Genomic DNA, 15,427 nt, shown 5'->3' on the forward strand with positions numbered 1-15,427 from the left:
ACAACGGCCGTAGTCAACAAGAGGAGCCGATCATGGCCGGCCGCAGCTGGGCAGGCACGACCCTGGACGATCGCAAGGCCGCGCGGCGGGGACAACTCGTCGACGCGGGCCTCGACCTGCTCGGGACCCAGGGCAGCGCCGGGGTGAGCGTCCGCGCCGTATGCCGTCACGCCAAGCTGACGGAGCGGTATTTCTACGAGAGCTTCGCCGACCGCGAGGAACTCGTCGTCGCGGTCTACGAGCACATCGGCGAGCAGGCACGACAGGCCCTCGTCGACGCCGTCAGCGACACGGCCGAACCCGCCGAACGGGCGAAGGCCGCGGTCCGCGCCTTCGTCGAATTGATGCTCGACGATCCGCGCAAAGGCCGCGTGCTCCTGCTCGCGCCGATCACCGATCCCGCGCTGACCACGCGCGGGATCGCGCTCCTCCCCTCGTTCGCCGAGCTGGTCAGCGGGCAGTTGTCCCACGGTGACGCGGCCGAACGGCAGATGACCTCGATCGGGCTGGTCGGCGCGCTGAGCAACGTGTTCATCGCCTACCTCGACGGCTCGCTCAAGGTGAGCCGCGAGCGCCTGATCGACCACTGTGTCCGCCTCGTGCTCGGCGCCGACCGTCAGCCCTGACCGCGTTCGGCGACCAGTTGCAGGGCGATGTCGATGATCATGTCCTCCTGCCCGCCCACGTATTTCGCGGCGCCGACGCGATAGAGGATTTCGTGCGCCGGGACGTCGTACCGCTCGGCGGCGCGTTCCGCGTGCAGGAGGAAACTCGAGTACACCCCGGCGAAGCCCTGCACGATCGACGACCGGTCCATCACCGGTAGCCGCGTGATGTAGGGCTTCACGACGTTTTCGGCCGCGTCCATCAGCACGTCCTTGTCGACGCCCGTACGGATCCCGAGCCGCTCGAACGTCGCCGCGAGGACCTCGGTCGGAGAGTTGCCCGCGCCCGCGCCGAGCGCCACGAGCGAACCGTCGATCTGCCGGGCACCCGCCCGATAGGCGAGCACCGAGTTCGCGACACCGAAGCTCAGGTTCTGGTGCCCGTGGTAGCCGACCTGGGCCTCGTCGCCGAATTCCGCCACCAGCGCGGCGACGCGTTCACCGGCGTCCTCCAGGATCAGCGCTCCGGCGGAGTCGACGACGTACACGCATTGGCATCCGGCGTCGACCATGATCCTGCCCTGTTTCGCCAGCGCTTCGGGCGTGGACATATGGGACAGCATCAGGAAACCGACCGTCTCCAGCCCGAGTTCCCTCGCCGCGCCGAAATGCTGGACGGAGACGTCGGCCTCGGTGCAATGGGTCGCGATCCGGACCGCGCCCGCGCCGAGGTCGGCCGCAACCCGCAGGTCACCGACCGTGCCGAGGCCCGGCAGCAGCAGTACCGCGATCTTCGCGTGCCGCGCCTCGTCGACCGCCGCGGCGATCAGCTTCCGTTCGTCCACAAGGGAAAAGCCGTAGTTGAACGTCGAGCCGCCGAGCCCGTCGCCGTGGCTGACCTCGATCAGCGAGACCCTGGCGTCGTCCAGTGCCCGGACGGTGTCGCGCACGTTCTTCTCGGTGAACTGATGCGCCATCGCGTGGCTGCCGTCGCGCAAGCTCGTGTCGACGAGCCTGACCTCCCGGCTCACGTCGTCCCAGCTCATGCCGCCACCTCCTGAGTGGCCAGCAGATCGCCGACGCGGGCGGCCGCGGCCGTCATGATGTCCAGGTTCCCGGCGTATTTCGGCAGGAAGTCCCCGTTCCCGGCGACCTCCAGGAACACCGCGACCCGCGCCTGCCCGCTCCACCCTGGCCGGGGTGGGTCGTATTGAGGGTCCGCTTTGAGCGTGTAACCCGGCACGTACCCCTGGACCGTCTCGACCATCCGGTGGATGGATTCGCTCACCGCGGCGAAGTCCGCGTCCGGGTCGACCGCGCAGAACACCGTGTCCCGCATGATCATCGGCGGTTCGACCGGATTGATGATGATGATCGCCTTGCCGCGGCTCGCTCCCCCGACGAGTTCGATCCCGCGCGCCGTCGTCGCGGTGAACTCGTCGATGTTCGCCCGCGTGCCCGGCCCGGCCGAGCGCGACGAGACGGACGCGACGATCTCCGCGTAGGGAACCGACGTCACCCGCGACACCGCGTGCACGATCGGGATCGTGGCCTGGCCACCACAGGTGATGAGGTTGACGTTCGGCACGTCCAGCCGTTCGGGCAGCCCCACGGCGGGGCAGGTGAACGGGCCGACCGCGGCCGGGGTCAGGTCGATCGCGCGGATCCCGGCGGTCGCGTACCGCGGCGCGTTCGCCAGATGCGCCTTCGCCGAGGTCGCTTCGAAGACCAGGTCCGGCAGCTCGTCGCGCGACAGCAACCAGTCGACGCCGCCGGCGGAGGTCTCCAGTCCCAGTTCCGCGGCCTTGGCCAGCCCGTCCGAATCCGGGTCCACGCCGACCATGTACCGCACCTCGACGTGCTCACTGCGCCTCAGCTTCGCGAGCAGGTCGGTGCCGATGTTCCCGGGACCGACGATTGCGGCCACCGCTTTCCGTTGCGCCATGTCAGGTGACGCTCCCCGCTCGGATAGGGCACACTCAACCCATGCGTGCCGCTGGGCGGAACGACGACCCGGAACGAACCGGAGCGGACGGCCTCGTCGCCGCCCGGATCTCCGCGCTGCTCTCGGCCTTCCGTCCCGGGGACGACGCGCTCGGCGTTTCCGAACTGGCGCGGCGGACCGGTCTGGCGAAATCGACCGTCCACCGGCTCACCGGGCATCTGGTCGCGACCGGACTGCTCGAACGTCAGGACGCGACGCTGCGGCTCGGGCTGAAACTGTTCGAAATAGGCCAGCTGGCGGTACGGCGCCGCGGACTCGTCGAGGCGGCGCGGCCGTATCTGGCCGATCTCCGCGAGGCGACCCGCAACACCGTGCACCTGGCGGTCTTGGAAGGCACCGAGGTCGTTTACCTCGACATCCTGCGAGGACCCGACGCGCCATCACTGCCGTCCCGGATCGGCGGCCGCTTTCCCGCGCACGCCACCGGCGTCGGCAAGGCGATCCTCGCGTTCTCGCCGGAATCCGTGGTGACACAGGTGATCGACGCCGGGTTGCCGCGCGTCAGCGTACGGACGATCACCGCCGCGGGCCTGTTGCGCCGTCAGCTCGCCAAGATCCACGGTGAGGGAATCGCTTTCGAGCGCGAGGAATCCGGCGTCGGCGTCGTCTGCGCGGCGAGCCCGCTGCTCGACGCGCAAGGTGTGGCGGTGGCGGCGTTGTCGATCTCCGGCTGGGCGAATCGCATGCACACCAACCGGGTCGCACCCGCGGTGCGGACCGCCGCTTTGGCTCTTTCCCGGACTCTGTAAGGGTTTTACGCGACGAGCCCGCGCCGGACCAGTTCCGGGCGCACGCCCTCGCCGAACCAGTACGCCTCCTCCAGATGCGGATAGCCGGAGAGGACGAACTCCTCGATGCCGTGCGCGTGGTACTCCTCGATGAGGTCGGCCACCTCTTGGTGACTGCCGACGAGCGCGGTGCCCGCGCCACCGCGCACGAGGCCGATCCCGGCCCAGAGATTGGGGTACACCTCCAAGCCGCGGACGCCGCCGTCGGTCTTCCCGCCGTGCAGCGCGGCCATCCGCTGCTGGCCCACGGATTCGCTGCCGGACAACTGTTTCTGGGTGTGGGCGATCCGCTCCGGGTCGATCGCGTCCAGCAGTTTTCCCGCCTCCGCCCAGGCTTCCGCCGACGTGTCACGGGAAAGGGTGTGCAGCCGGATGCCGAAGCGGAGCTTCCTGCCCTGTTCCTCGGCGAGCTCGCGAACCTTCGCGATCTTCTCGGCGACCTGCGCGGGCGGCTCGCCCCACGTGAGGTAGACGTCGGCGTGCCTCGCCGCGACCGGGAGCGCCGCCGCGGACGAACCACCGAAATAGATCGGCGGTACCGGATCCGGCGCCGCGCGCGTGGTCGCGCCCTCGACCTTGAGGTGCTCGCCGTCGAAGTCGAACGGTTCGCCGCTCCACACCCCACGGACGATCTCGAGGAACTCGCCGGTGCGGGCGTAACGCTCGTCGTGGTCGTGCCAGTCACCGAAACGGCGCTGCTCGACCGCATCGCCACCGGTGACGACGTTGAGCAGCACGCGTCCCTGCGAGATCCGCTGGAACGTCCCGGCCATCTGCGCGGCCAGCGTCGGGGAGGTCGTCCCCGGCCGGAACGCGACCAGGAACTTGAGGGTTCTCGTCTCGCGGATCAGCGCGGCCGTCGTCAGCCACGCGTCCTCGCACCAGGTCCCGGTCGGCGTCAGCACGCCTTCGAAACCGTTGGCCTCGGCGGCGCGGGCGACCTGCGCGAGGTAGTCGAGGCTCGGCTCGCGGGCGGCGGAGGCACCGGCGGCGCGGCTGGCGTGGAAGTGCTCCACGATCGTCCGGCCGTCACCGGTGGTGGGGAGGAACCAATGCAGCTTGAGCGTCACGGTCCCGAGCTTCGGCTCCCCGCACCGGACTGGTCAAACAGCGAGCCTCGCGTCCCGCGATCTGGACACCTTCCGCATTTAGTCCTCTGAATGCGGACACGGGGCGAGAGGGAAGAACGCGTCGCGAAAGCCACTTTCGGGACATCTGATGTCCTCAAAGTGGCTTTCGCGACACTCCGATCGGGGGCTCAGGCGGGCGGACGACGCTGAGACCTTCCCGCATTGAGAGGACTGAATGCGGTCAGCCGCCGAACATCAGCCGCCATTCGTCCAGCGACTTCGGCCGGAACACGAAGTTCGTGTCCTTCACCCGCGACAGGTTCGCCGACGGCTCCGCCGAGTACTGGTGACCCGGGTAGACGACCGGATCGCCGTCCAGCCCGGCCAGCCACTGCAGGCTCCGGTAAATCGCCTCCGCGTCGCCGCCGGGGAAATCGGTCCGGCCGCAGCCTTCGAGGAACAGCGTGTCGCCGGAGACGAGCTTCCCGTCGACCAGGAAGCACTGGCTGCCGGGAGTGTGGCCCGGCGTGTGCAGCAGCCGGATCGGCACCGCGCCGACCTCGACGACCTCGTCGTGGTCGTGCGAACGCAGATCGGTTCCGGAGACGCCGGTGATCCGGCGGACCCACTCGGCCTCCGCGCCGTTGACGTGGATCGGCACCTGGACGCGTTCCAGCAGTTCCGCGATCCCTGGCAGCGAGAAGCCCATCATCTCGCCGCCGACGTGGTCGGGGTGGTGATGCGTGGCGAGGACACCGGTCAGCCGCATGCCATCGGCTTCCAGCAGGTCCAGCAGATCGCCGACGGCGTACGCCGGGTCGACGATGACGGCCTCGTTCGTTTCCCGGTCGCCGATCAGATAGGCGAAGTTGACCATCTGCGTCGCGACGGGATCCCCCACCGCGAAGTCACGGCCCGCGAGCAATTGCCGGAAGTACAGCCTGTCAGCCATGCGGACACTTTACGGCGCTACTCCCCCGTGGTCCCGTCGGCCAGCTCCCGCAGGATGTCCAGGTGCCCGACGTGCCGGGCGGTCTCCTGGACGACGTGCGCGAGCACCCAGCGGACGGTGAACTTCCCCGACTTGCGCGCGCGATCGTCCGGCGAGACGCCGGCCAGCGACGACTCCGCCAAGGCCCACTCGGCGCGGTACGCGTCGACGACCGAACGCGGGTCGTCGTCCTCGGTGAGGTCCCAGCTCGGATCCGGTGAACCTTCCCACAGCGAAGGCAGGTCCGCGCCGCCCGCTTCGATCGAAAGCCACCAGCGCTCCACGGCGGTCAGATGCTTGAGCAGCCCCAGCGCGCTCATCCGCGGGGACGACGGCAGCGGTGTCGCGGCCGCCTGGTCCCTGGTCAGCCCGGCAACCTTGTTCACCGCCGTCGCGCGGAGGAAACGCAGGAAGTCCCACTGGAGCCCGGCTTCGTCCTCGGCGATCCCCGCCGGCCAAGCGCGCTCCACCGGCTCGGCCGCGCTCGAACCCGTGTTCGACATGTCGCTCACCCTACACAAACGGCGAACTCGCGTGATTGAAGGCGTAACTCGCGTGATTGGGCGCGCAACTCACGAGTTACGCCTTCAATCACGTGAGTTACGCGCCTGATCACGTGAGATCTCCGGGTGGACACCGCAGGGCTAGGCTCGTGATTCATGTGGTGGGGTTTGGTTTGCGCGTTCTTCGCGGCCTGTGCGTACGGCGTCGCTTCGGTGATGCAGGCGATCGCCGCGAAAGCGACGACGGGCGCGGAAGACCGCGTCGATCCCCGCCTGCTCGTGCGCGTGCTGCGGCAGTGGAAGTTCGTCGCGGGTCTCGCGCTCGACGTCGTCGGGTTCGTCGCCCAGGTCGCCGCGCTGCGTGTGCTGCCGCTGTTCGTGGTCCAGGCGGCGCTGGCGGGAAGTCTCGCCGTGACGGCGGTGGCCGCGCGGACGCTCGGGGTCCGGTTGGGCCGTCGCGAATGGACGGCGATCGCAGTCGTCTGCGCCGGGCTCGCGTTGCTCGGGATGTCGGCGGAGAGCGAGGGCTCGGCGTCGACCGGGCTGGGTTTCCGGCTCGTGCTGATCGGCGCGGTCGTGGTGCTCGGCACGGCCGGGATGTTCGCCGGGCGCGCGTCGCGCCGGATCCGGACACCGGCGCTCGGTTTGATCGCCGGCCTGTGCTTCGGCGTGGTCGCCCTCTCCGGGCGCGCGCTCACCAGCCTCGCCCCGCTGGACCTGCTGACCGACCCGGCCACGTACACGCTGGGGGTGGCGGGCGCGCTGGCGATGTTGTTCTACGCCACCGCGTTGCAGCGCGGCAGTGTCACGACTTCGACCGCGATGATGGTGATCGGCGAGACCGTGTTCCCGTCCCTGATCGGGGTGCTCGTACTGGGCGACACCACGCGACCCGGGTTCGCGGCCGTGGCGGCGGTCGGGTTCGTGCTCGCGGTTTCGGCTGCGCTGGCGTTGGCCCGCTTCGGCGAGCCCGCGCCGATCGAGCCGGTCAGCGCGCAGCTCGGCTGACCCCGCGCCGGGACACCAGCAGCCAGGCCAGGTACAGCCCGCCGATCGCCCCGGTCACCAGGCCGACGGGCAAGCCCGCCAGGAACTGCTGGGTGATCAGATCGCTGGTCACCAGCAGGAGCATGCCCATCAAGGCGGCCGCGGCGAGCCCCGGCCCCGAAGACCGCGTGAGCCGCTTCGCCAGCTGAGGCGCGGCGAGCGCCAGGAACGCGATCGGACCGGCGGCGGCCGTCGCGATCGAACACAGCCCGACGCTGACCCCGAGGAGCACGACCCGGCTCCGCTGCACCGGCACGCCGAGCCCCTTGGCCGAGTCGTCCCCCATCTCCAGCAGGGAAAGCCTTCTGCCGTAGACGAAGGCGGGCGGCAACAGGACGGCGATGGCGATCGCGACCGGGCCGACGTGCTCCCAGCCGCGCCCGTTGAGCCCGCCGACCAGCCACGCCTGTGCGGCGAGGCCGTCCTGCCAGGCGGCCCTGGTGATCAGGTAGGAGTTGAACGCGATGAGCATCGCGTTCACGCCGATCCCGACGAGGATCAGCCGGAAGGTGTGCACGCCGCCCTTCAGCGCGAGCAGGGCGATCAACGCGGCTGTCACGACGCCGCCGACCAGTGCGCCCAAGGACACCTGGAGCATTCCGCCGTGCACCACGATGATCGTCAGCAAGGCGCCCGCGGCGGCACCTTCGGTGAAACCGATGAAGTCGGGGCTGCCCAAGGGATTCCCGGACAGGCTCTGCAGGATCGCACCGCTGACCGCGAGCGCGCCGCCGACCAGCAGCGCGGTCAGCAGCCGGGGCAGCCGCAACGTGGTCACGATGAATTCGGTGCTCCGGTCACCGAAGCCGAACAGCGTCTGGATGACCTCGCCGACGGACAACGGGTAGTCGCCGGTCGTCATGCTGACCGCGCCGAGGAAGAACACGGCGATGGCCAGCAACGCGACGACGATCGCGGCCCGCGGGGTGATCCGAAGGGAAAGTCCGCCGCCCGGGGTGCGCAGGACGCGGGTGCTCATCCGTGGGTGCTCCTTGGTGGTTGCCATCGGAAGTCCTTCGGGGGTATTCGACGGATCCAGGTTTCCGCTGGGCGTGCGGCCGCGAGGTCCTCGTACCGGGTCGTACTCGGACCTTGCGGCCGTGCGTCCAGCGGGAAGCTGGGCCGTCGAGACCTCCGAAGGACTTCCGATGGTGACCACTTGACCGCGGTCACAGCCGGGCCAGCTTCCTGCGGCGGCAGAGCGCGATGAACACCGGCGCGCCGAGGAACGCGACGACGATGCCCGCCTGCAGTTCCTCCGGCGGGTTCAGCACTCGGCCGACGACGTCGGCGCCGATCAGCGCGATCGGCGCGAGCAGCATCGAATACGGCAGGACCCAGCGCTGATCCGGGCCGACCAGCATGCGCGCGGCGTGCGGCACGGCGAGCCCGAGGAACAGGACGGGCCCGATGGCCGCGGTCCCCGCGCCGCAGAGCAGGGTCACCACGATCGCGCCCAGCACCCGGGTGCGGCCGACGTGGGCGCCGAGCGCCTTGCCGGTCTGGTCGCCGAGAGCGAGGACGTTGAGCGGCCTGGCCAGCAGCAGCGCGATGACCGCGCCGACCGCCACGAACGGCGAGATCTGCCAGAACACGTCCCATTTGCGGCCGCTGAGCGAACCGACGTTCCAGAACCGGAACTGGTTGAACGTCTCGGGCATCAGCAGCAGGATCCCGACGATGTAGGCCTGGAGCACGGCCATGACGGCCGAACCGGCGAGCACGAGCCGGTCCGGGGTGGCGCTGCGTCCCGCGGCGCCGAGGACGTACACCACGACCGACGCGATCGCCGCGCCGGCGAAGGCGAACCAGATGTAGCCGAGCACGCCGGTGACCCCGACGAACGCGATCCCCGAAACGACCGCGGCCGAGGCACCGGTGTTGACCCCCAGCAGGCCCGGGTCGGCGAGCGGGTTCCGGGTGAGCGCCTGCATCACCGCGCCCGCGAGGCCGAGCGCCACGCCGACGACCACGCCCAGCAGGGTCCGCGGGATGCGAAGGTCGTGGATGATCACCGCCTCGGTCGAGCCGTCGTTGTGCCACAGCACCGACCAGGTCGAGGTGAACGGGATGCTCTTCGACCCCACCCAGATACTGAGCAGGAACACCAGCGCCAGCAGGGCGAGCCCGACCACCAGACCGCCGGCGCGGAACGTCCGTGCCGCCGCGCTGGGCGGGGACGCCGCAGCGGGCGGGCGTTCGGTGACGACCACGGAACCCTCCTTCGAGTGAGGCGAGGCTAACCGAACGCCGGAGTTCACCTCAACGAGCTACCTACTTAGACTAGCCTTACCTTCCCCACCACGAACGGAGGCGCCGGTGACCGCAACGGCCACCACCAGCCGGAGTGTCCTGCGGCAGGCGATTTCCGGGCAGCGACGGCAGGTCACGCTCGCGTCCGTGCTCGCCGCCGGGCACCAGGGCGGTGAAGCGCTCGTCCCGGTGATCATCGGCGTGGTGATCGATCAGGCGGTCGACGGCGGTTCGGTGGACACGCTCGTGTTCTGGCTCGCCGTGCTCGGCGTGATCTTCGCGGGACTGTCCTACAGCTACCGGTTCGCCGCGCGCGCCGCGGAAGGCGCGTCGCTGCGGGCGGCGCACGACCTCCGCATCGCGATCAGCCGCCGGGTCCTGCATCCGGGTGGTGGCGCCGACAAGGGCAAGCTCGCGGGCGAACTGGTCAACATCGGCACCAGCGACGCGCAACGCGTCGGGGTGGTGAACGCGGCACTGCCGTTCGGGATCGCCGCGCTCGCCGGGGTCCTGGTCAGCGCCGTCGCCCTGCTGCGGATCTCGCTCCCGCTGGGACTCCTCGTACTCCTGGGCACACCGCCGCTGCTGTACCTCGCGCATCTCATCGGCAAGCCCCTGGAGCGCCGCAGCGAAGCCGAACAGGAACGGTCCGCGCACGCCTCGGGCGTCGCCACGGACCTGGTGTCCGGCCTGCGGGTGCTCAAGGGCATCGGCGCCGAACCCGCCGCGGTCGCCCGCTACCGCGACACGAGCCAGGACTCGCTCAAGGCGACCTTGCGCGCCGCGCGGGCGAAGGCCTGGCACGACGGCGCGGTGCTCGCGCTGACCGGCGTCTTCATCGCGATCGTCGCCCTCGTCGGCGGGCATCTCGCGTCGTCGGGAGCGATCAGTGTCGGCGACCTCGTCGCCGCGGTGGGGCTGGCCCAGTTCCTGCTCACCCCGTTCCTGATCTTCTCCTGGGTCAACGGCGAACTGGCGCAGGGCCGCGCGTCGGCGTCCCGGGTCGCCGACCTGCTGACCACGCCGGTGGCGGTCGAACCGGGCGACGGCGAGCTCCCTTCCCTCGCCGGCGGGAACGTCCGGTTCACCGAGGTCTCGTACGGCAGCCTCCGCGGCGTCGACCTCGACATCCCGGCCGGGCAGCTGATCGGCGTCGTCGCCGCGGATCCGGCCGCCGCGACCGATCTCCTCGACTGCCTCGGCCGCGCGGGAGATCCGGCCGAGGGCAAGGTCCACGTCGACGGCGTCGATCTGTCCACTGTGGACCCGGAACGGGTACGGGAGGTCGTCCTGGTCGCCGCGCACGACGCTGACCTGTTCGAAGGGACGGTGGCGGAAAACGTCCTCGCGGACGGCCGTTCCGCCGACGAGGCGCTGGCAGCGTCGGCAGCGGACGAGGTGGCGGAGGCCTTGCCCGACGGCACCGCGACCGCGGTCACCGAACGCGGACGCTCCCTCTCCGGCGGCCAGCGGCAACGTGTCGCGCTCGCCCGCGCGCTCGCCGCGGACGCGCCGGTCCTCGTCGTCCACGACCCGACGACAGCGGTCGACACGGTGACCGAAGCGAAGATAGCCACCGGGCTCGCCCGGCTACGACGAGGACGGACCACGATCCTGGTGACCACGAGCCCCGCCCTGCTCGCCGTGGCGGACCGCGTCGTCGTCCTCGACGGCGGCCGGATCACCGGCGAAGGCGGCCACGCCGAACTCGCCCGCGATCGCGCTGACTACCGCGCGGCGGTGCTGTCATGACCCGTGAACTCCTCCCCACCGCCGACGGCAAGCGGATCCGCGCGGTCCTCGGCGAACTGCTCCGCACTTCGAAGGCCCGTGCCGTCGGGGCGCTGGCGATGCTCGTCGGCGCGACCGCGATCGGGCTGTTCACCGCCCGGTTGCTCGGCCATATCGTCGACCTGGTCATCGAGAAACGGCCCGCGACCGAGCTGACCACCCCCGTGGTGGCACTGGTCCTGGTCGCCGTCGCCCAGGCCATCGCGACGGCGTTGGGTGTCTCGCTCACCGCCAAGCTCGGCGAAACACTGCTCGCGGAACTCCGCGAACGGTTCGTCGACCGGGCGCTGGGCCTCCCGCTGGAACAGGTCGAACGCGCGGGCTCCGGCGACCTGACCGCGCGCGTCACCAACGACGTCACGGTGGTCGCGAGGGCGGTCCGCGAAGCCCTGCCCGAACTGGGCCGCTCGGTGCTGACGATCGTGCTGACCCTCGGCGCGCTCGCCGTCCTCGACTGGCGGTTCCTCCTGGCCGCGCTGCTCGCCACACCGATCCAGCTGCACACCGTGCGCTGGTACGTCCGCAACGCCGTCCCGTTGTACGCGAAGCAGCGGATCGCGACGGGTTCCCAGCAGCAGCAACTACTCGACACGATCGGCGGCGCGAAGACCGTCCGCGCGTTCCGGCTCGCCGACGCCCACGTGGAGCGGGTCCGGCAGCGGTCCGAGGGCGCGATGGACCTGATGCTGCGCGGTGTCCGGCTCATGACGAAGTTCTTCGCCAGGCTCAATCTGGCCGAGTTCGTCGGTCTCTCGGCCGTGCTCGCGGCCGGTTTCCTGCTGGTGGGCGCCGACGCCGTGACCGTCGGTGCGGCGACCGCGGCGGCGCTGTACTTCCACAGCCTCTTCGGGCCGATCAACACCGCGCTGGCGCTCGTCGACGACGCGCAAGCGGCCGCCGCGAGCCTCGCCCGACTGATCGGTGTCGCCGACCTTCCCGCGCCGCGCGAACCCGAACGGCCCGCGAAACCCGTCGATGCCTCGGTGAAGGCGGCGGGCATCTCCCATTCCTATGTGGACGGTCACCCGGTGCTGCGGGACGTCGACCTCAGCCTCTCCCCCGGTGAGCGGGTCGCACTGGTCGGCGCGAGCGGCGCGGGCAAGACGACGCTGGCCAAGCTGATCGCCGGGATCCACACCCCGGCTTCGGGGACGATCTCCGTCGGCGGGGTCCCGCTCGACGAACTCGGGCCGTCCGGCACACGGCAGGCGGTCGCGCTGATCAGCCAGGAGGTGCACGTCTTCGCCGGTTCACTCGCGGACGACCTCCGGCTCGCCCAGCCCGGTGCTTCGGACGCGGATTTGCTGGCAGCACTGGAAAAAGTCGGCGCGCGCGGTTGGGCGGAAGCGCTGGGCGAAGGTCTCGCGACCGTGGTCGGCGAGGGCGGGCATCAGCTGACCGTCACCCAGTCGCAGCAACTGGCGCTGGCGAGGCTGGTGCTCGCCGATCCGCCGATCGCGATCCTCGACGAGGCGACCGCCGAAGCCGGGAGCGCGGGCGCGAAGACCCTCGAAGCCGCCGCGGCCGCCGCGCTGGAGGGCCGCACCGGTCTGGTCGTCGCGCACCGGCTGACGCAGGCCGCGGCGTCGGACCGCGTCGTCGTGCTCGACGCGGGCGTGATCGTCGAAAGCGGGACACACGACGAACTCGTGGCCTCCGGCGGTCACTACGCAACGCTTTGGGCGGCCTGGTCGGACAACCGTTCACGGACGTGATCCGGGACGCACCGTCACCGGTTGCAATCAAGCGGTCGGCGTCTTAGGTTAGCCAAACCTGATCCTCGATTAATCCGGCATTCCGCCGGACAGCCGATCACGAAGGACGGATGATGGCCCGAATCCCCACCCTCTCCGCCGTGCGCGGGCGCCTGAAGACCGCCGGCCTGCTGGCGTCCACCCTGGTGCTGGCCGCCTCGCTCACCGCGTGCGGAGGAGGCGGCGAGTCGGCCACCCCGGCCGCGCAGAACTCCGCCGGCTCCGCGGTCGACGCGAACGCGTTCCCGACGACGATCGAGCACAAGTACGGCAGCACCACCATCACGCAGGAGCCCAAGCGCGTCGTCACGGTCGGCCTGACCGAGCAGGACGCGCTGCTCGCGCTCGGCGTGGTCCCGGTCGGCGTCACCGACTGGCTCGGCAAGTTCCCCGGCACCATCGGCCCGTGGGCGACCGAGAAGCTCGGCGGCGCCGCGCTGCCTGAGGTCCTCAAGGACGTGGACGGGCCGCAGTACGAGAAGATCGCCGCGCTCAAGCCGGATCTGATCATCGCGCTCTACTCCGGGCTCACCAAGGAGCAGTACGACAAGCTGAGCCAGATCGGCGTCCCGGTCGTCGCGCAGCCCAAGGAGTACAACGACTACGGCATCCCGTGGAACGAGGCGACCAAGAAGGTCGGCCAGGCCGTCGGCCGCTCCACCAAGGCGAACGAACTGGTCAAGGGCGTCGAGGACAAGTTCGCGCAGGCCCGCAAGGACCACCCGGAGTTCGCGGGCAAGTCGGCGCTGATGGCCTCGACCTACGAGGGCTACTTCGTCTACGGCAGCCAGGACGGGCGCTCGCACATCCTGGAATCGCTCGGCTTCAAGCTGCCCGCCGACCTCGACGCCGCCATCGGTGACAAGTTCGGCAAGAGCCTCAGCGCCGAGCGGACCGACCTGCTCGACCGCGACGCGCTCGTGTGGCTCATCGACACCCCGGCCAAGGCGCAGGAGATTCTCGGCAAGGACGCGCTCTACAGCGGCCTGAAGGTGTCGAAGGAGAAGCGCGAGGTCTTCATCGAGAACGAAGGCACCTATGGCAGCGCGGTCTCCTTCGTGACCGTGCTGAGCCTGCCGTTCGTGATCGACCGGATCGTGCCGCAGCTCGCCGCCGCGGTCGACGGTGACCCGAAGACCGAGGTCAAACCGGCCAACTGAGCCGGTTGTCCTTGCTCGTCCGAGTACATGAAGGCCCCCTTCCTTGCGCCTGGCGCAAGGAAGGGGGCCTTCATGTACTTCGAGGCCTTCCTGAGGGCGGTGCCTACCGGAGGTGTTGCGAAAGCCACTTTCGCAACGTTGAAGGTTGCGAAAGTGGCTTTCGCAACACCTCCGAGTACTTGCTTGAGGGATACGGCGAACGCGGTTTGGGTGTGGGTCCGGCAGGTCGGTCCGGTGCCCCCAATGTGGCATTGGAGACGCTGAGTGTCTCCAATGCCACATTGGGGACACCAGAAAGAACCCGGAAGGTCGCGCCAAGCGCCTCTGAACACTGTGAACACGACTTCGCTGGGCACTGATCCTCAGAGTAGGGAAGGAGGCCTTCACTACCTTCGGAGCCGCCCACGGCTGTACCGACGCCCGATCAGCGCGGGAATCCCCAGGAGTTGTGCAGCGGAACGGTGATCTGCTTCAGCCACGTCTTGGTGGTGAAGTCCCGGGCCTTGATGACCACCGAGAACGGCGAGACCTCCACCTGAAGCCCCTGGTTGAACGCGCCACCGAGGGACACTTCCCCGCCCTTGCCGTCATCCGTCCAGCCGGTCTGCACGGCGGCGGTGTTGACGACCGTGAACCCTTCGAGGTTGCCGGTACCCGGCACCACGCGGCGGACCACCCAGTCCGACAGGTTCAGATCCCAGTGCGTGTGCCCGGAGAAGAGGAACACGTCCCGGTGGCGGCCGAGGATCGACAGCAGCCTGTCGGGCTGGAGGTAGTCGGACCGGTAGAGCTTGTTGTGCGTGCCGGAAACGGTGTTGGGCAACGGATGATGCGTCAGCACCATCACCGGGCTACGCCGGTTCGACCAGTACCGGAGGCGTTGTTCGAGCCAGGTGAACTGGCGGTCGCTCATCCAGACCTCGTCCCACAGCTTCGGGTCGTGGTACTTCGCGTACTGCTCGGTTCCGAGGCAGAGCACCGGAACACCGCCGAACGACGACTCGGAGTAGACGGTGTTGCGGCCCGCGAACCGGTAGAAGCTGCGGAAGAGGGAGTCCTCGGTCGTCCCGTTGGGCCAGGTCTCCTGAGCGAGGGTGTCGGGATCCCGCCACTTCGGCACGTAGAACTCGTGGTTGCCGATGGCCCACGCGACCTCGCGCGGATGCGGGTGCTTGTCGAAGGTCGCGCGAAGCTGCGCGTACTCGAAGTCGTATCCGCGCGGGGTGAGGTCACCCGCGATACCGAGCCCGGCGCTGCCCGGGTTGATCGCGTGCAGGTCGTCGAGCGCCTTGCCGAAGTCGGTGAGATCGCCCTGGATATCGCTCAAGACGTTGAAGCGCACGACCGGCCCGTGCGGGCCCCACTTCCCTTGTGCCTCCGCCTGACCCGGCAGCATCACTGCCCCTGCCGCCGCACCACCGGCGGTCACCATGAACGCTCTTCGATCCATAACCCGAACG

The 15,427-nt window shown here is 69.7% G+C and carries 14 protein-coding genes; 6 read left to right on the plus strand and 8 right to left on the minus strand.

The features are described from left to right. Nucleotides 1–32 precede the first annotated feature (32 nt). Nucleotides 33–626 carry a TetR/AcrR family transcriptional regulator gene (locus tag DMH01_RS18530; protein WP_125678355.1) on the plus strand — a complete coding sequence of 198 codons (594 nt, stop codon included), beginning with the start codon at nt 33–35 and terminating at the stop codon, nt 624–626. On the opposite strand, the gene dmpG is transcribed toward DMH01_RS18530, so the two are convergent. After that, the gene (gene dmpG, locus DMH01_RS18535; RefSeq protein ID WP_125678356.1) at nt 617–1,651 is read right to left on the minus strand and encodes a 4-hydroxy-2-oxovalerate aldolase; all 1,035 of its coding nucleotides are present in this window, start codon (nt 1,649–1,651) and stop codon (nt 617–619) included. The two genes, DMH01_RS18530 and dmpG, sit on opposite strands and share 10 nt — an antisense overlap. Further along, on the minus strand, nt 1,648–2,550 hold the full coding sequence (locus DMH01_RS18540) for an acetaldehyde dehydrogenase (acetylating) (RefSeq protein ID WP_125678359.1): 903 nt from the start codon (nt 2,548–2,550) through the stop codon (nt 1,648–1,650). Before DMH01_RS18540 ends, dmpG begins: the two co-directional genes overlap by 4 nt. A gap of 41 nt (nt 2,551–2,591) precedes the next feature. On the opposite strand from DMH01_RS18540, the gene DMH01_RS18545 reads away from it, so the two are divergent. Next, on the plus strand, nt 2,592–3,359 hold the full coding sequence (locus DMH01_RS18545) for an IclR family transcriptional regulator (protein ID WP_125678361.1): 768 nt from the start codon (nt 2,592–2,594) through the stop codon (nt 3,357–3,359). A gap of 5 nt (nt 3,360–3,364) precedes the next feature. Here DMH01_RS18545 and DMH01_RS18550 read toward each other — a convergent pair whose 3' ends face one another. The 3 genes from DMH01_RS18550 to DMH01_RS18560 form a co-directional block, all read right to left on the minus strand. Then, nucleotides 3,365–4,468: an LLM class flavin-dependent oxidoreductase gene (locus DMH01_RS18550; RefSeq protein WP_125678363.1), complete on the minus strand. Its 1,104-nt coding sequence runs from the start codon at nt 4,466–4,468 to the stop codon at nt 3,365–3,367. 241 nt (nt 4,469–4,709) lie between these two features. After that, nucleotides 4,710–5,420: an MBL fold metallo-hydrolase gene (locus DMH01_RS18555; protein WP_125678365.1), complete on the minus strand. Its 711-nt coding sequence runs from the start codon at nt 5,418–5,420 to the stop codon at nt 4,710–4,712. 17 nt (nt 5,421–5,437) lie between these two features. Continuing rightward, nucleotides 5,438–5,962, minus strand: a complete 525-nt coding sequence (locus DMH01_RS18560; RefSeq protein WP_199745529.1) for a DinB family protein — start codon at nt 5,960–5,962, stop codon at nt 5,438–5,440. 156 nt (nt 5,963–6,118) lie between these two features. Here DMH01_RS18560 and DMH01_RS18565 point away from each other — a divergent pair, with 156 nt between their 5' ends. Continuing rightward, on the plus strand, nt 6,119–6,970 hold the full coding sequence (locus DMH01_RS18565) for a DMT family transporter (protein ID WP_125678367.1): 852 nt from the start codon (nt 6,119–6,121) through the stop codon (nt 6,968–6,970). On the opposite strand, the gene DMH01_RS18570 is transcribed toward DMH01_RS18565, so the two are convergent. Together DMH01_RS18570 and DMH01_RS18575 are read right to left on the minus strand one after the other, a co-directional pair. Continuing rightward, nucleotides 6,951–8,015, minus strand: a complete 1,065-nt coding sequence (locus tag DMH01_RS18570; protein WP_125678369.1) for an iron chelate uptake ABC transporter family permease subunit — start codon at nt 8,013–8,015, stop codon at nt 6,951–6,953. The genes DMH01_RS18565 and DMH01_RS18570 overlap by 20 nt on opposite strands. A gap of 163 nt (nt 8,016–8,178) precedes the next feature. Then, the gene (locus DMH01_RS18575) at nt 8,179–9,222 is read right to left on the minus strand and encodes an iron ABC transporter permease (RefSeq protein WP_125678371.1); all 1,044 of its coding nucleotides are present in this window, start codon (nt 9,220–9,222) and stop codon (nt 8,179–8,181) included. A gap of 106 nt (nt 9,223–9,328) precedes the next feature. On the opposite strand from DMH01_RS18575, the gene DMH01_RS18580 reads away from it, so the two are divergent. From DMH01_RS18580 to DMH01_RS18590, 3 genes are all read left to right on the plus strand, one after another. Then, nucleotides 9,329–11,014, plus strand: a complete 1,686-nt coding sequence (locus tag DMH01_RS18580) for an ABC transporter ATP-binding protein (protein WP_125678373.1) — start codon at nt 9,329–9,331, stop codon at nt 11,012–11,014. Then, nucleotides 11,011–12,768 (plus strand): ABC transporter ATP-binding protein, encoded by a 1,758-nt coding sequence (locus DMH01_RS18585; RefSeq protein WP_125678375.1) that lies wholly within the window; start codon nt 11,011–11,013, stop codon nt 12,766–12,768. Before DMH01_RS18580 ends, DMH01_RS18585 begins: the two co-directional genes overlap by 4 nt. A 113-nt stretch (nt 12,769–12,881) precedes the next feature. Next, entirely contained in the window at nt 12,882–13,967 is a 1,086-nt protein-coding gene (locus tag DMH01_RS18590) for an iron-siderophore ABC transporter substrate-binding protein (protein WP_125678377.1), read from the plus strand. Between the two features lie 424 nt (nt 13,968–14,391). On the opposite strand, the gene DMH01_RS18595 is transcribed toward DMH01_RS18590, so the two are convergent. Next, the gene (locus DMH01_RS18595) at nt 14,392–15,417 is read right to left on the minus strand and encodes a metallophosphoesterase (RefSeq protein WP_233621584.1); all 1,026 of its coding nucleotides are present in this window, start codon (nt 15,415–15,417) and stop codon (nt 14,392–14,394) included. Between the last annotated feature and the right edge of the window lie 10 nt (nt 15,418–15,427).

Origin of the sequence: Amycolatopsis sp. WAC 04182 (assembly GCF_003947465.1) — a bacterium.
Lineage (GTDB): Bacteria > Actinomycetota > Actinomycetes > Mycobacteriales > Pseudonocardiaceae > Amycolatopsis.

Bases quoted from the DNA above. Each gene is read 5' to 3' on its own strand.
- DMH01_RS18530 (WP_125678355.1), top strand. From the start codon at position 33: ATGGCCGGCCGCAGCTGGGCAGGCACGACCCTGGACGATCGCAAGGCC.
- dmpG (WP_125678356.1), bottom strand. From the start codon at position 1,651: ATGAGCTGGGACGACGTGAGCCGGGAGGTCAGGCTCGTCGACACGAGC.
- DMH01_RS18540 (WP_125678359.1), bottom strand. From the start codon at position 2,550: ATGGCGCAACGGAAAGCGGTGGCCGCAATCGTCGGTCCCGGGAACATC.
- DMH01_RS18545 (WP_125678361.1), top strand. From the start codon at position 2,592: ATGCGTGCCGCTGGGCGGAACGACGACCCGGAACGAACCGGAGCGGAC.
- DMH01_RS18555 (WP_125678365.1), bottom strand. From the start codon at position 5,420: ATGGCTGACAGGCTGTACTTCCGGCAATTGCTCGCGGGCCGTGACTTC.
- DMH01_RS18560 (WP_199745529.1), bottom strand. From the start codon at position 5,962: ATGTCGAACACGGGTTCGAGCGCGGCCGAGCCGGTGGAGCGCGCTTGG.
- DMH01_RS18565 (WP_125678367.1), top strand. From the start codon at position 6,119: ATGTGGTGGGGTTTGGTTTGCGCGTTCTTCGCGGCCTGTGCGTACGGC.
- DMH01_RS18570 (WP_125678369.1), bottom strand. From the start codon at position 8,015: ATGGCAACCACCAAGGAGCACCCACGGATGAGCACCCGCGTCCTGCGC.
- DMH01_RS18585 (WP_125678375.1), top strand. From the start codon at position 11,011: ATGACCCGTGAACTCCTCCCCACCGCCGACGGCAAGCGGATCCGCGCG.
- DMH01_RS18590 (WP_125678377.1), top strand. From the start codon at position 12,882: ATGGCCCGAATCCCCACCCTCTCCGCCGTGCGCGGGCGCCTGAAGACC.
- DMH01_RS18595 (WP_233621584.1), bottom strand. From the start codon at position 15,417: ATGGATCGAAGAGCGTTCATGGTGACCGCCGGTGGTGCGGCGGCAGGG.